The organism is Mastigocladopsis repens PCC 10914, from assembly GCF_000315565.1.
Classification (GTDB): domain Bacteria; phylum Cyanobacteriota; class Cyanobacteriia; order Cyanobacteriales; family Nostocaceae; genus Mastigocladopsis; species Mastigocladopsis repens.
Genome location: NZ_JH992901.1, coordinates 2,654,280 through 2,669,301, shown reverse-complemented (window position 1 = coordinate 2,669,301; position 15,022 = coordinate 2,654,280). Strand labels below are relative to the sequence as shown.

The 15,022-nt window shown below is 45.2% G+C and carries 8 protein-coding genes, 1 rRNA gene, 1 pseudogene and 1 other annotated feature; of the genes and pseudogenes, 4 read left to right on the top strand and 6 right to left on the bottom strand.

Going from position 1 to position 15,022, the window contains the following annotated elements; all coding sequences use genetic code 11:
• Window positions 1–28: 28 nt before the first annotated feature.
• The 5 genes and pseudogenes from MAS10914_RS0114005 to MAS10914_RS0113985 all read right to left on the bottom strand — a co-directional run bounded on the left by MAS10914_RS0114005 (window position 29) and on the right by MAS10914_RS0113985 (window position 7,397).
• A complete protein-coding gene (locus MAS10914_RS0114005; RefSeq protein WP_017316567.1) occupies window positions 29–4,516 on the bottom strand; it encodes an nSTAND1 domain-containing NTPase in 4,488 nt (1,495 codons plus the stop codon).
• 38 nt (window positions 4,517–4,554) lie between these two features.
• A pseudogene (locus MAS10914_RS31565) lies at window positions 4,555–5,930 on the bottom strand (P-loop NTPase fold protein).
• A gap of 367 nt (window positions 5,931–6,297) precedes the next feature.
• The gene (locus tag MAS10914_RS0113995; protein WP_017316566.1) at window positions 6,298–6,666 is read right to left on the bottom strand and encodes a hypothetical protein; all 369 of its coding nucleotides are present in this window, start codon (window positions 6,664–6,666) and stop codon (window positions 6,298–6,300) included.
• A 60-nt stretch (window positions 6,667–6,726) separates the two neighbouring features.
• Window positions 6,727–7,095: a pentapeptide repeat-containing protein gene (locus MAS10914_RS0113990; RefSeq protein WP_017316565.1), complete on the bottom strand. Its 369-nt coding sequence runs from the start codon at window positions 7,093–7,095 to the stop codon at window positions 6,727–6,729.
• Window positions 7,077–7,397 carry a hypothetical protein gene (locus tag MAS10914_RS0113985; RefSeq protein ID WP_017316564.1) on the bottom strand — a complete coding sequence of 107 codons (321 nt, stop codon included), beginning with the start codon at window positions 7,395–7,397 and terminating at the stop codon, window positions 7,077–7,079. Before MAS10914_RS0113985 ends, MAS10914_RS0113990 begins: the two co-directional genes overlap by 19 nt.
• A 688-nt stretch (window positions 7,398–8,085) precedes the next feature.
• Between MAS10914_RS0113985 and MAS10914_RS0113980 the strand changes: the two genes are divergently transcribed.
• From MAS10914_RS0113980 to MAS10914_RS0113965, 4 genes are all read left to right on the top strand, one after another.
• The gene (locus MAS10914_RS0113980) at window positions 8,086–9,948 is read left to right on the top strand and encodes an NAD(P)H-quinone oxidoreductase subunit F (protein WP_017316563.1); all 1,863 of its coding nucleotides are present in this window, start codon (window positions 8,086–8,088) and stop codon (window positions 9,946–9,948) included.
• A gap of 132 nt (window positions 9,949–10,080) precedes the next feature.
• Entirely contained in the window at window positions 10,081–10,797 is a 717-nt protein-coding gene (locus MAS10914_RS0113975; protein ID WP_017316562.1) for a carbonic anhydrase, read from the top strand.
• Between the two features lie 65 nt (window positions 10,798–10,862).
• Window positions 10,863–12,365: an NADH-quinone oxidoreductase subunit M gene (locus tag MAS10914_RS0113970; protein WP_017316561.1), complete on the top strand. Its 1,503-nt coding sequence runs from the start codon at window positions 10,863–10,865 to the stop codon at window positions 12,363–12,365.
• A 111-nt stretch (window positions 12,366–12,476) separates the two neighbouring features.
• Window positions 12,477–13,790: a CO2 hydration protein gene (locus MAS10914_RS0113965; protein WP_017316560.1), complete on the top strand. Its 1,314-nt coding sequence runs from the start codon at window positions 12,477–12,479 to the stop codon at window positions 13,788–13,790.
• Window positions 13,791–13,846: 56 nt separating this feature from the next.
• Here MAS10914_RS0113965 and rrf read toward each other — a convergent pair.
• A 5S ribosomal RNA gene (rrf, locus tag MAS10914_RS0113960) occupies window positions 13,847–13,964 on the bottom strand.
• A gap of 113 nt (window positions 13,965–14,077) precedes the next feature.
• Window positions 14,078–14,946 (bottom strand) — a sequence feature (23S ribosomal RNA rRNA prediction is too short).
• Window positions 14,947–15,022: the final 76 nt, after the last annotated feature.

Genomic DNA, 15,022 nt, shown 5'->3' with positions numbered 1-15,022 from the left:
ACGCGGAGTCAGCAAAGCGCTTTAGCGCTCATTGCAACAACTTCTTCAACTCTTCCTCAGTAAACGGCTTCTTCCCAGCGCGTAAATCCTTCACCCACCGTTGCCGTTGTGATTTTATCTCCTTATCATCAACCTGGGCAATAAATGCCTCAAAATCCTCAATTGCTCCTTGAGTGTTACCTGTCAACGCCCTAGCAAGCCCACGGCTATCCCGAATATTGCCATCGCCAGGAGCGAGTTGCACGGCTTTTTCACAGGCAAACATCACATCAGCAGCACGACGGTGCAGGCTACCGTACCAACAAAGTGAATTCCAAGAATTAGCGTCAATTTCCACTTTTGGATCTACTTTTTGGGCTTCTGCGTAAGCTGCTACGGCTTCTTTTACCTTACCTTCTTCTGCAAGAGTTTCTCCTTGTATGACCAATGCTTTTGCCTGTGCGTCAAATGTTAAATTAGAATTCCACTGGAGAGCTTTACGGAAAGTCGCCATTGCCTCATCAATATTACCTGCTCTTGCTTGCTGTTCTCCTTCTTTCACCAAAAATTCTGCTGCTGCTCTCAAGTTAGATTTGTTTTGACAAACTTCTAGTTTTTCCAGTTCTTTAGGATTGATGACAAGATAATCATTCAACCAGTGACAACCTTCTGATAACAATTCCTCGAAACTTCGATAACGCCACACCCGCGCGGTATTGTCATCGGAAGCCGTGAGAATGCGTTTGCCATCGCTGCTAAAACTGGCGCTGATGACACCAGATGTATGCCCTTTGAGTTCGGCTAATTGTTTGCCAGAGATATCCCACACCCGCGCGGTATTGTCCGATGAAGCCGTGAGAATGCGTTTGCCATCGCTGCTAAAACTGGCGCTGATGACACCAGATGTATGCCCTTTGAGTTCGGCTAATTGTTTGCCAGAGATATCCCACACCCGCGCGGTATTGTCATCGGAAGCAGTGAGAATGCGTTTGCCATCGCTGCTAAAACTGGCGCTGATGACAGAACCTGTATGCCCTTTGAGTTGATTTTGCTCTTGAATGTTGTCAACAATTGTTTGTAAGGCTAACACAGGGCTAGCAGCTGGGTATTCTGCTGGTTCATGTTCTTGGTTTATAAGAGTACGCAAATCTTGCCCTGCATCTAAAGCTAAAAGCAATGCTTCGATTTGTTGGAACTGAAAAAGCTTCTCTGTGGCAACTCCTTGTCGTTCTAATGTTGTAATTTTCTGTGCTTTCCCCACAAGTCCAAATGCTTGTAATGTGACAATTCCTGCGACAACAAAGGATGCAATCAGCACTCCCGAACCAATACGAATCCGCTGGCTTGCTTGGTGGTTCGCCTTTGCTAATATCTGCTTAGCTTGTTCAGTTTGTTTTAACTGTTCTTCAGTTTGCAGGCGTTGCTTCCTCTCCCTTTCCAGTTCCGCCATCACCTGGCTTAACTTCGGTTCTTGTTGCTGGCGAATAAACTCAGCTAAATAATCATGCACCAGTTGATAGCGGTTTGCTGGATTTTCCCGCAGCAAAACCACCAAACCAGATTCCACGAAAATCTCTAAAATCAAATCTAATTTACTCGCTTCTTGACTCACATCTGCGGCTAACGCCTGCAAATCCCGTTCCAGTTCAGCGCGAGTCTTCAACGGACGAGTCCCCTTTTCATCCGTCAGCAAATACATCACAAATTCCGCCGTTTGCTGATTTTCTGCGCCGCAGTCCTCAACGACTGCATTTAGGTAGCGTTTAACCAGTTCTTCCTTTGTGCCACACTCCCGATATTTTGCCAAACTTGTGATGTCTTCCGTTTGCAGTTGCGCCCCCACCACCTGCAACTCAATCGGGCGCACTTCCCCCAGTTCCTGCGCTAAATCCTGCACCAGTTCATCAACTAAAGCAGGTTCTAAATGAAAATTAGCACGCTCAGTTAATTGCTGAATAATTGACTTAGCATCACTCGGTGAAAAATTCCCCAACTTATAAAGCACACGATTGCTGAGAATATCATTGCTAATAATCTTCATGCTAGGCAAGTCGTTGCACTCCAGCAGATAATGCAGGTAATCCACCCGCAGCGACAAAATCACCTTCAGCGACAGAATGTTAAGACACTCGCCCACAAACTCAAAAAATTGCCGCCTTTGCTGTGGTGCGATGTCAACGAAGAAAAATTCCTCAAATTGGTCAAAAATCATTACTGGGCGCAGGTTCTGCGTCTCCCACTGTCGCAATTGTTCTAAAAGCGCAGTTGGCGAGTGAGGCGTTTGAGCTTCTAATACTCGTCGTTGAGTGTTTGATACTCGCGCTTGAGTGTTTGATACTCGCGCTTGAGTGTTTAACACTCGTCGTTGAGTGTTTGATACTCGCGCTTGAGTGTTTGATACTCGTGCTTGAGTGTTTGATACTCGCCGTTGAGTGTTTGATACTCGTCGTTGAGTATCCGAGACTGGCGCTTGAGTGTTTGAGACTGGCGCTTGAGTATCTGAAGCTGAAGTTTGCGTGTCATCAACCCATCTCCCCATTTCTCTCAACGCTTCTACTATCTGCCATGCCAACTCATCCACCCAATTGGTATAAACCCGCACCACAATAACTAAATTATCTTGAATGCCGATCGCTTTGTTTTTCAAAGCTGGTACAAGTCCTGCATTCACCAGCGAACTTTTGCCAACCCCTGATTGTCCATAAATAACTATCAGTTTATGGTCATTGCGACCGATGCGTGAAATCAAACGTTCTACATCCAGCAAACGACCAGAAGCGCTAATTTCTGGGGCGATATCCTGTAAAGACGCGCCATAGCGCGTCTCTACAAGTGGGGATAAATTTACCAGTCGTGTTGCTTGTAACCTACCCGCACCAATAAACGCCCGCAAGCCAAATTGTTGCTCAACTGAAAGTCTTTCTTGCTTAATTTTAAAAGCTTCTAAATATTGCTTTTGTTTTAAATATAAGCGTCGTAAATTTCTTAAAATCTTAATATAAAGTTGCGGAGCATTGTCAGACACACCTATCTTTCTTGCTACTTCTAAATGACTGATAGCTGCTTGTTTTGCGCCTAAATTTTGTTCAGCTTGCGCGAGAATTAATAAAAATTCTTGGCGATTAGAAATTGCGGCTACACAGACGAAGTCCGCCTGCGCGGACTCATTAGCCTGCGGAGGCAGAGAGAAGTTGCAAGGAGGGTTTCCCTCCGGGCAAACTTCGGAGCTTTGTCTGTGTAGCGCCAGACTTCTAGTCTGAGCGCTATTTACTTCTAATGCGTTCTCGGCTAATTGTTTGGCATCTTGCCATTGCTTATTTGCCAGAGCAACTTCAGCTAAAAAACCATAATCCTGAGATATCTTCAGCAAATTTCCTTCTGATTCATGAACTTGCAAAGCTTTCTCAGTCAAGCTTTTCAACTGCTCCCAATCTTGTAAATCACGTAGAATAATGCCAAATTTGTCAAGTAAATGAGCAATTAAATCTCGACGTTGAGCCGCTTCTAAAATTTGGAGAGTTTGCTGAAGATAATTTCTCGTTTCTTGCCAATCTGGATGCCTTCTATTTTCATGTTGTAGAGACGCGCCATGGCGCGTCTCTACAGTATCTGGTGGATGGCGCGTCTCTACAGTATCTGGTGGATGGCGCGTCTCTACAGTATCTGGTGGATGGCGCGTCTCTACAGTATCTGGTAGATGGCGCGTCTCTACAGTATCTGGTGGATGGCGCGTCTCTACCGTCTGTGGGCGCTTAGTTTCCTGTTGCCTCGCTTTTTCGTAATAACACAATGTGATATAGCTTAAAACTTTGCTTTGCCGGATTAAATCATTTGCTTGCTGCCAAAAAGCCAAACTTTGTTGATAATATTCAAGAGCATTATCAAAGTTCTTATCAACATATTCTGTTAAGCCCAATAAATATTCGATTCTCGCTTTTGCTTCTGGCTCTAGAACTTGTCCAGAATTTTGTAAATCTTGCCAAGCTAATTTAATCTCGGAACATTTTTCTAAAGTCAGGCTGAAATCACCAGTTAATAATTGCTCTGCTGTTTCTTGCAAAAACTCCATCAATTCATCAACAGCAATAGCAAAATTTCTCGTCGTCGCCCAACTTTCTAAATCAGGAGCAAACTGCATCAGCTGCTTGTGGACTTCATCATCAATCCAGAACACCACAGGAAAAGGAAAATGATTGCGGAACTCTTCCCGCACCTGATTTGCAGAAATCAGCATTTGGTCGAGATTCCACACCGATTCTAAGCCCAAAATCATCAAGGCTTGCACATCATCCCCCAATTCTTCCCGAATTGCGGTGTAGAGAGTCCTTTCCGATTCCTTAAGAACCAAAACGCGGATTTCCACTTGACAAATTTCGCGTAGCCGTTCTATGAGACGCGATCGCGAACTGGCATAATTGCACCGTGCCAAAATCAGCTTAAACTGTCCAACAGAAGCCTCAATCGCCCAAGCCAGTTGTTGCAATGAGCGATCATTGTTGAGACGGACATCTTCTGAACGGTGCTGATCATTTGTCATTTCTTCTTCCCCTGCATCCCCTGCTCCCCCTGCTCCTCTTACTGCAACTCCCGCGCCTCTGCCAAAATCGGATTAACATCAAACCAGGACTCACCGCGATGGCACGGAGTGCCCGCCGTAGGCGATCGCGATATTCAAACACAAATCGACTACGGATCAGCTTTTGGTATCCCTGGTCATCGCTGACTTTCTTCCTTTGCTTAACATGACGTAGCAATTCCCACTCATCGTCAGAAATCGGCATAATCATTTCATTGCGACGAGCGCGAATCACATTGTCCAAAGTATCACGAGTCAGAGGAAGTGACATTTCCTCCATAATCCATGTATTCAGCAGCCGCAGCAAGTCGCGCACATGACCGCCACTCATTCTACATAAGTGATCAAGGGTTGCAGCACGGTCAAAAATAAAGGTAATATTACTGAGACGCTGGTCTGGTTGCAAGTCGGGAAAGGCTCTTGCCAGTACCATCTGTTGTATGAGCGTCATTCCCTCTTCATGAACACTGCCATCTGACCATTGTACAGGGACCATCGGCAACACCCTGGGGTCTTCCAAAAATCGCTGTGTCAGCGTTCCATAATCATTGGAAAACTTGAGAGACAGTGGCATTGTATACACAGCATGACAATTCAACTTGGTCAAATACTCGCCCTGATCGACAAACAAGTATTCCTGTTGCGGACGACCCCAAGGTTTGGCACGATTATCAATGCGGTCAAGATTATCCACAATCACCACGAGACCTTTTTTGCCCTGCTGTTTGAGTTTGGTTATAGCTGGTTCTAGCAATTCCTTATTAATCGCGTCCAACAGCTGAATTTTTTGTGGTCCTAGATACTGATTGAGTTTTTCTCGTAACCTTGCATCACTCTTGGTCTTAGCAGTGATTTCCCCAATTCCAAAAGCTAAAGTCAACTTTTCTTTTTCAGAGGTGACACCAACATCACCAACACTGGGAACCTTCAGTTTTACCCCAGTCACCTCAGCGTTTAAAACCCGCACCGCACCTTGCAGTAACTCCTTTAGCTGACTGGGTTCCTCAAGCTTGAGTTTCTCTAAACTTTGACTGACACGACGGGCGATCGCTAGCAGTATATCAGCGATATCTATATCAGTCATTTCCAAATCTTCGCTGGACTCAAAATAAACCACATGAAAGCCATCCGCTTCCAGTTCTAATTTCAGCCGCAGCAATTCTGTAGATTTGCCACACCCAATATGCCCAGTAAAAAGAGTGCAACTAGGGTCATTTGGCTTGAAAAATGTAATTTTCTGCTTCAGCTTGCCGATGATATCGCCGCCTCGCACCGAGGAAAAGTCAATATAATACTTCTTATCCTGAGTGTTATTAACAACTAGAGTTCGGCTGGGGTCTGTTGCTTCAAAAAATTTTCGTAAATCTACTACCATAAAGCTTGTAATTTAAATATTTTTCATATCCTTGGTTCTAAGGATATAAGTAATTACAGCTTTGATGCTTGATTTTTCGGGGATGTTAACATCCTACATCTTAAGTTATTCATAAGTGGTTCCTAGAACACCAATTCAGTATTCAGACTTGGAGCTAAAAAACCCGTTTTTTTGTAGAGACGCGCCATGGCGCGTCTCTACAGCCAACGAAAAATTAATCTTTTCAGGAACAGAAACCGGGTTTTTGGGATTAGTGAATCGGTGTTCTAGTAAGCGCTTTAGCGCTAATCTGGAGCTACACCCATCGTACGCAACCGTGCGAGCAACTGAGCGCGTTCTTCATGCTTTTCAGACAAAATTCTAGCTATCAACCCGTTAAGGAAACCTGTTTTTCTATACGAGTTTGTAAATCTGCTATCAGGCTTTCCCCACTACGTCGGGCTTCCCAAGGACCAGAGTTTGAACGTTTGATGCTCCATTGCCCTTGCATATAATCTTCATTCTCTGAGATTGTGCCAACGTAGCTAACTGGATCAGGTGAAGTGGTAAAGTAGCACTTGATAAAGCTGATTCGACGCCCAACCACCTCACCTGTAAGCTGGGCTTCTCCCAAGTTGCTGTCATCTAAAATCCTGCCAGTCAACGTGTTACCACTTTGAATCAATGTCACTTCAAAACGGGTAGGACTTCCTTGTTGCCAGTAAGTTCCAAGCCAAGTACCACTTACATCAGCCATCAAATTATTCCGCCACTTATCTCTATTGTGCTTAAACTATAGGCAATGAATATACAGTAGTCAAAGCTTCCGCATATTTCTACTGATAGGGTCAAAACCTCTAGAAAAGCGGGTGCTGTCATCGTAGCAAGCGCCACTCAAGTTTGCTCCATATAGCTTGGCAAAGTTGAGCTTGGCTCCCCGGAGATTCGCTTCATGCAAGTTGACACCGCTGAGGTTAGCTCGTGTCAAGTTGGCTCTGGCTAAGTTAGCTCCTCCAAGGTTAGCTCCCCACAGTTTAGCTTTAGCTAGGTTGACTCCGCTTAAATCCGCTGCAAATAAATTGACTCCAGCTAGGTTGGCTCCAACCAATTTGGATCTGCTAAGGTTGGTTGCTGCAAAATCTCTTTCTCCTGCTGCGTAACGACGCTTCAGTTCATCTGCATCCATACTTGGTTCACCTTGCTCAATAAACTAGAAGTTATCTGCTCCCATTCCTGGTTTAGCCCTACTGTTGGCTCTGGCTGACTGCTGCGTCTATACCAGTAACGGGCATTGCTTAAATCGCCCTCTTTGCGGTGTAGGTAAGCGTGAACCCAAGCACTATCAGCATCGTTGGCATTTTGTACTATTTCGTGTGCAGTGTTCCACTCACCTTTTTTATCGTACCAAAGGGCTTGCAACGCTTTTGGCAGTGACTCAGGACATTTTCGCCCTTGTTCTATTAACTGCTTGAATTCCTCTAGAGTCATCATATCTACCTAAAAAATATCAAGCCTCTATTTCTAGGATACAAATGAACTTCATCACTGGCTCAGGCATCGGCAGATATTCCTGAGTATAAACTACCCTAACCTGCTTGACGGCTGAGGTTAGGGTTTTCAGTAGCCCTGAATACATGGTCTTGCAAAGAACAAGACAATGCACCCGAACCTCCCGGCTGGTTTATGGCATCTTATCAGAACTGCTTTGAAAAAGAAGTCAGAATAGTGCCTCCGGCACGCTAAGCGAACAGAATACAGAATTCAGAATAAGCAATTTGGTTGCGGGATTCCGACCCTTCCCAATTGAAGACCACCACAATCGTTGATTTGGTGGGGGACTGAAGCCTTTACTCATCCTTCATGGGGTGTACTCGTCATTCTGGCTCCTGACGACTGACACCTTTGTTCTTTCTTGTTCAACCTCTAAAACTTCGATAGATAGATAGAAAACAATACTAACTATTTATTTTTTTTTAGACTATAAGATTTTTTTAGAGTAATCATCTATTAATTATTTAGTTAACTTATTCCTTTTTTCCATAGTAAAAGTTAATCTATATCTAACAAGATTAAGCAAAAATTAATTTTTCTGAGATGACATATCTGCGTTGATTGCAAATAATGGTTGTAGATTGACAAACGCGCTCTGTTTTGCTGCAAATATAAAGGAGAATGAATGGCTCAGTTTCTGCTTGAATCTATTTGGTTAGTGCCTTGCTATGCCTTAATGGGCGGGCTTTTAGCCGTGCCTTGGTCTCCAGGAATCATTCAACGCACCGGACCAAGACCGGCAGGTTATGTAAACTTGGTCATGACATTTTTGGCGTTTGTTCATTCTGCCTTGGCATTGCCAGCTACCTGGAATCAGCCGCCATATCAAATATCTATACCTTGGCTGAGTACTGCTGGTTTAAACCTCTCCATTGATTTAGAAATCTCTTCAGTCAGTGTTGGCGCGATGGTTGTCATTGCTGGTTTGAATTTGCTAGCACAAATCTTTGCCATTGGTTACATGGAGATGGATTGGGGTTGGGCGCGTTTTTATTCCCTGTTGGGATTGTTTGAAGCTGGACTATGTGCGCTTGCCCTGTGCAACTCTTTATTTTTCAGCTATGTCATTTTGGAAATCCTGACTCTGGGAACTTACCTGCTAGTCGGATTATGGTTTAGTCAGCCTTTGGTAGTCACAGGGGCTAGAGATGCTTTTTTAACCAAGCGGGTAGGAGATTTATTTCTGTTGATGGGGGTACTGGCAATATGGCCCCTAGCAGGGACTTGGAATTATACAGAACTAGCAGAGTGGGCGGCTACTGCTCATGTCAATCCCACGTTGATAGCGCTGGTGTGTCTGGCATTAATTGCAGGTCCAATGGGTAAGTGCGCTCAGTTTCCCTTGCATCTATGGTTAGATGAAGCGATGGAAGGACCTGTACCCAGTACAATTTTGCGAAACTCTGTAGTCGTTGCCAGTGGTGCTTGGGTACTGATTAAGCTGCAACCTGTTTTTAGCCTCTCGCCCATAGCTACCTCTGCAATGGTGGCTATTGGTGCTGTGACAGCTGTGGGTGGTTCTTTGATTGCGATCGCCCAAATTGACATCAAACGTTGCTTATCCTATTCCGTGAGTACCTACATGGGTTTGGTGTTCATCGCTGTAGGAACACAGCAAGATGAAGCTGCACTGTTGTTAGTACTGACCCATGCTTTAGCAGCAGCACTCTTAGTCATGAGTACTGGTGCAATTGTATGGAACAGCATCACCCAAGATGTTACCCAGCTAGGGGGACTGTGGTCACGCCGTCCAGTATCGGGAATAGCTTATGTTGTGGGAATTCTTGGGTTAATTGGTTTTCCACCTTTAGGTAGTTTTTGGGCGTTGCTGAAATTAGCTTCAGGGCTGTGGGTCACGCAACCTTGGCTGGTGGGAGTTGTGATCATAGTCAACGCTTTGACAGCTTTCAGCTTAACCAGGGAATTTAGTTTAATTTTTGGCGGTAAACCTCAGCAAATGAGCGATCGCTCTCCCGAAGTGAGCTGGCAAATGGCTCTACCCATGATTATTCTCCTGGGATTTACCCTCCATCTACCCTTAGTTTTGCAAAGCTTATCGCTGCTCCCAAACTGGGCAAATCTTAATAAAGACGTAGCACTACTACTGATTTGGTCAAGTGTTTTCGGTTGCAGCATCAGTAGCGTGATTTATCTGGGCAATGTTATTCCCAAACCGATTCGCTTCCCTGTGCAAGCTTTGCAAAACTTGCTGGCTTATGACTTTTACACACCAAAACTGTATCGGATGAGCATAATTTTCAGCGTTGACATGATTTCAAAACTTGCTGACATTGTTGACCGCTTTGTCTTCGATGGCATCGTTAACTTGGTTGGTTTAGCTTCCCTTAGCAGCGGCGAGGGTCTTAAGTACAGCACCTCTGGACAAACCCAGTTTTACGCATTCACTGTGTTGCTTGGAGTAGGAGTCTTAGGAATCCTTGTGAGTTGGCAATACTGGGGAGTTCAGTTTTTAGATTTGATGTTTTAGTTTCGAGACTGGTTAGTAGGGGCGCGGCGCCCTTGCGCCCGTACATGAGTAGTTCGTGGCAACGAAAATTAACAATCATCAATTAACAATTTCTTTTTGTCTGTTTCAATCTTTAAGTGTGAGAAGAAGGCAATGAATAGAAAAACTCAAAAGGTCAATCTTTCCAGAAGAACTTTGCTCAAGTTTGGTGCAGGAGCCGTAGGAACAGGAGTGCTAACGGCAGGAGTTGGCTCTAACTTTATTTCTCCTGAACAAGCTACAGCACAAGCAAAGGACATGACTCCCGAGCAGGCTCTGCAAAGTTTAATGGAGGGAAATCAGCGCTTTTGGACTAGAAAACGTCGCAACTCTGACCAAACTTATGCACGTCTGGTTGAAGTGGCAAAAGGTCAGACGCCGTTTGCATCTATCCTCGGATGTGCGGATTCACGAGTTCCTGCAGAGATTGTTTTTGACCAAGGACTAGGGGATTTATTTGTATGCCGAGTGGCTGGTAATGTCGCTACACCAGAGGAGATTGGTAGCCTGGAATTTGGCAGTTTAGTATTGGGGTCAAAGATAATCATGGTAATGGGTCATAAAAGATGTGGAGCGGTAGATGCCACGATAAAAGGTGCTCAAGTCCCAGGTCAAATAGCCAGTTTACTTGATGCCATTAAACCAAGTGTAGAAAAGTCAAAAAAACTACCAGGTGACCAGCTAGAAAATGCTTGTAAAGCAAATGTTTTGGCACAAGTGGAAAAGTTGAAAACATCACCAGTCCTATCTCAGTTAATTGAAGCAAGTAAATTGAAACTTGTAGGTGCTTATTACGATTTAGATAGTGGCAAAGTAACTCTAGTTAGTTAGCCTGAGTATTCAGAAATAGCATTCACCAATAAATCACAATTTTTCTTTTTGGATCAAATCTCTCTATGCTCACTACCTTAATTTGGCTACCTATTTTAGGTGCTGCTGTGATTGGTTTCTTTCCTGGTGCTATCGCTGCTAGTAGCGCTCGTTTAGGAGCATTAACGATTGCTGGGTTAGTTCTGCTTTGGAATCTTTTCCTGCTACTAAAATTTGATATCTCCAATCCTGGGATGCAATTACAAGAGTATTTACCTTGGAATGATACTCTCGGCTTGAGCTATCAATTGGGAGTTGATGGGCTGTCGATACTGATGCTCATTTTAAACAGTCTGCTCACATGGATTGCTATTTACAGCAGCAGCCAACAAACTGAACGTCCCCGGCTTTTTTATTCCCTCATCTTATTAGCTAGCGGTGGAGTGGCAGGTGCATTTGCAGCGCAGAATTTGTTGCTTTTCTTCCTGTTCTACGAAATAGAATTAATTCCTTTCTATCTGCTGATTGCGATTTGGGGGGGTCAAAATCGAACCTATGCCGCTATTAAATTCCTGATTTATACTGCTGTTTCTGGAGCGTTAATTCTGGCAACATTTTTAGGTACTGTGTGGCTCACAGGCTCAACCAGCTTTAATTACGATACACTTTCTACCCAAACCCTCTCAACAGCACTGCAAATTATCCTCCTTGCAGGGATGGTGTTAGGTTTTGGGATCAAAATTCCTCTAGTTCCCTTCCACACTTGGTTACCAGATGCTTACGTCGAGGCTTCAGCCCCGATTGCTATTCTTCTTGGTGGAGTGCTGGCGAAGTTAGGAACATATGGCGTTTTGCGGTTCGGGATGGCGCTGTTTCCTCAAGCTTGGAGTATTCTTGCACCCAGTTTGGCAATTTGGGGAGCAGTGAGTGCCATGTATGGAGCTGTCACCGCCATTGCCCAAAAAGACATCAAGCGGATGGTGGCGTACAGTTCCATCGGTCACATGGGTTATATATTGCTAGCTGCTGCTGCTAGCACTTCGCTGGCACTCGTTGGTGGTATCGCCCAAATGGTTAGCCACGGTATAATCCTTGCTATCCTCTTCCACTTGGTAGGAGTTGTGGAAGCTAAGGTAGGAACCCGCGAGTTGGATAAACTCAATGGATTAATGAATCCCATACGCGGTTTACCTCTCATCAGCGCCCTGCTTGTTTTAGGAGGCATGGCTAGTGCCGGCATTCCCGGTATGACAGGATTCATTGCTGAATTTATCGTATTTCAAGGAAGTTTTTCTGTCTTTCCCATACCAACACTGTTGTGTGTCATCGCCACTGGTTTAACCGCAGTCTACTTTGTCATCCTGATTAACCGCACCTGTTTTGGCAAACTCGACAACAACTTAGCTTACTATCCCAAAATCCTATGGTCTGAGAAAATGCCAGCTCTCATCTTGGCAGCTCTCATCTTGTTCTTGGGAATACAACCCACTTGGTTAGTGCGTTGGGCTGAACCAACCTCTACAGCAATGGTTGCGGCAATTCCCCCTCTTGAAAAAACCGTAACTTCTCAAGTCGCTCTTAATCCATGAAGTGGGGTGTAAGGAATAACAATTTATAACTTCTGACTCTTTGTTTTTTCCTTTGCGTCTTTGCGGTTTGTTCAAAACAAAAGTTTTATAGTGCGCGTTAGAGAACTCAAAATGGTACAAACTCCAGATAAACCCGTCGCTAAATTGCCTCCTTCTACCCATGAATTTGCAGAAGTCATTCATCGCTTGGAAGCTGGCGGCGCAATGTTGCCAGATACCCCAGAAAATTTAATGCAGATCATTGGTATTTACAAAGCTTATGCAGTACCAATGGACTTCTACTGGCGTGACCTGCTTTACATTGCTGAACGCGTATTTTTAAATCCATTTCCCTTTTTTAAATACTTCTTGCCTCAGGAGTATTTGGAACTGCACAACCATTACGCTGGTGATGATGCTGATGTCAGAGTTTGGCGCGGTGAAGCTACAGCCCATCCGGAACTCTTGGCATTTATGGAAAAGGGTGAAACTTTCAAAATGCCCAAGTTATTGCATCACTTATTCCATGACCGCATCAACATGGAGTTTGCCGAAGCTTGTATGCGGGCAATGTTGTGGCATAGAGGTATGGGTGGGCAATTTGACCCTTACTTGGATAGCGATGAATATAAAGCCAACGCAGACAGGGCAATCAAAGCGTACTTCAAAGGCAACCCAGTAATGTTGGGGCTTTACAAGCTGTTCCCTGATATGTTCATTGAACAGTGCCGCCAGATGTCTTACTACGCTAATTTGGGGCTATTCTGGGAAGTCATGGCTCCCGTGTTCTTTGAAATGTCAGATTTGTATGACGAAGGGAAAATTACGACTGTCCCAGAGGCAATGAATTTCTTGGTGAACGGAATTTTTGCGATTGCAAATCGTCCCATTTATCATCATGTTTACATTCGTGGCGAATGCTACGAAATCGTTCCCAAATCAAAAGGCTTCGTTTGGCTGCACGAAGCTGCATTACCCTATGTGGAAGCTGTTTTTTATCGTACCATTCCATTCCGTGGTACCAAATCTTACAATGCTCAGGCAGATCAAGTGCCTAGAGACCAAAAAGACTTCCATTATGGAATTCTCTATGCAGATGTCTTTCCAGTGGGAACCGCAGGTATTCCACCAACACTCTTAATGCAAGATATGTTGCATTTTTTACCGCAGTATCTTATTGATTACTACAAGCAATATTGCCGGGGAGATGAGGATATATTGATTCAGTTAGGAATCAGTTTCCAACGCTCAATGTACTGTGTCACATCTGCGGTCATTCAAGCATTGCGAACTGCGCTTTTACATCCTTTAGATGACCCAAATCCCGAACATTTACAAGCAAATCGGGAGTTCTTTGAAGCTCAGCTCAATCGCTTCACTCGTGCCGAATACGGTATTCGTAATGCTGCTCGTCTACGGAATATTCAAAGGCAAGATTATAGATAGGTATTCACAAAACAAAAAGGCTCTCCGATTGGGAGAGCCTTTTTGCTTAAAAATAAACCTGGCACCGAGCTATTGTAGCAGGCAGCAACCCGCCAACTATCGTCGCCACAGCAGCGTTTCACAACTGAGTTCGGGATGGGGTCAGAGTGGTTCCACTGCGCCATAGGCACCAGGAAAGACAGTGGTCAGTGACCAGTGATCAGTTATCGGGCATCCTGTTAACTGCTCACTGATTCAAAACCCTAAAGACTGCATAGAACTGAAGCGATAGAAATGAGGTCAAGCCCTCGGTCTATTAGGACGGCTCGGCTGCATACATCACTGCACGTACACCTACCGCCTATCAACAGGTGTTCTACCTGTGACCTTACTGGCTTATGCCATCAGAGCACTCATCTTGAGGTGGGCTTCCCACTTAGATGCTTTCAGCGGTTATCCACTCCGCACTTGGCTACCCAGCGTTTACCGTTGGCACGATAACTGGTACACCAGCGGTGCGTTCCTCCCGGTCCTCTCGTACTAAGGAGGACTCCTCTCAATGCTCTTGCGCCTGCACCGGATATGGACCGAACTGTCTCACGACGTTCTGAACCCAGCTCACGTACCGCTTTAATGGGCGAACAGCCCAACCCTTGGGACGTACTTCCGCCCCAGGTTGCGATGAGCCGACATCGAGGTGCCAAACCTCCCCGTCGATGTGGACTCTTGGGGGAGATCAGCCTGTTATCCCTAGAGTAACTTTTATCCGTTGAGCGACGGCCATTCCACGCTGTGCCGTCGGATCACTAAGACCGTGTTTCCACCCTGCTCGACTTGTTGGTCTTGCAGTCAAGCTCCCTTATTGCCTTTACACTCAACGCACGGTTTCCAAGCGTGCTGAGGGAACCTTTGTGCGCCTCCGTTACCTTTTAGGAGGCGACCGCCCCAGTCAAACTGCCCACCTGAAATTGTCTCCCGACCGGGTGACGGTCGTGGGTTAGAATCCTAGCTTCGCCAGAGTGGTATCTCACCGTTGGCTCCACACTCCCCACAAGGAGTGTTTCAATGCCTCCCACCTATCCTGCGCAAGCCAAGCCCGGACCCAATTCCAGGCTACAGTAAAGCTTCATAGGGTCTTTCTGTCCAGGTGCAGGTAGTCCGTATCTTCACAGACATTCCTATTTCGCCGAGTCTCTCTCCGAGACAGTGCCCAGATCGTTACGCCTTTCGTGCGGGTCGGAACTTACCCGACA

Coding starts and splice junctions, on each gene's coding strand:
- MAS10914_RS0114005 (WP_017316567.1), bottom strand. CDS start 4,516: ATGACAAATGATCAGCACCGTTCAGAAGATGTCCGTCTCAACAATGAT.
- MAS10914_RS0113995 (WP_017316566.1), bottom strand. CDS start 6,666: ATGGCTGATGTAAGTGGTACTTGGCTTGGAACTTACTGGCAACAAGGA.
- MAS10914_RS0113990 (WP_017316565.1), bottom strand. CDS start 7,095: ATGGATGCAGATGAACTGAAGCGTCGTTACGCAGCAGGAGAAAGAGAT.
- MAS10914_RS0113985 (WP_017316564.1), bottom strand. CDS start 7,397: ATGACTCTAGAGGAATTCAAGCAGTTAATAGAACAAGGGCGAAAATGT.
- MAS10914_RS0113980 (WP_017316563.1), top strand. CDS start 8,086: ATGGCTCAGTTTCTGCTTGAATCTATTTGGTTAGTGCCTTGCTATGCC.
- MAS10914_RS0113975 (WP_017316562.1), top strand. CDS start 10,081: ATGAATAGAAAAACTCAAAAGGTCAATCTTTCCAGAAGAACTTTGCTC.
- MAS10914_RS0113970 (WP_017316561.1), top strand. CDS start 10,863: ATGCTCACTACCTTAATTTGGCTACCTATTTTAGGTGCTGCTGTGATT.
- MAS10914_RS0113965 (WP_017316560.1), top strand. CDS start 12,477: ATGGTACAAACTCCAGATAAACCCGTCGCTAAATTGCCTCCTTCTACC.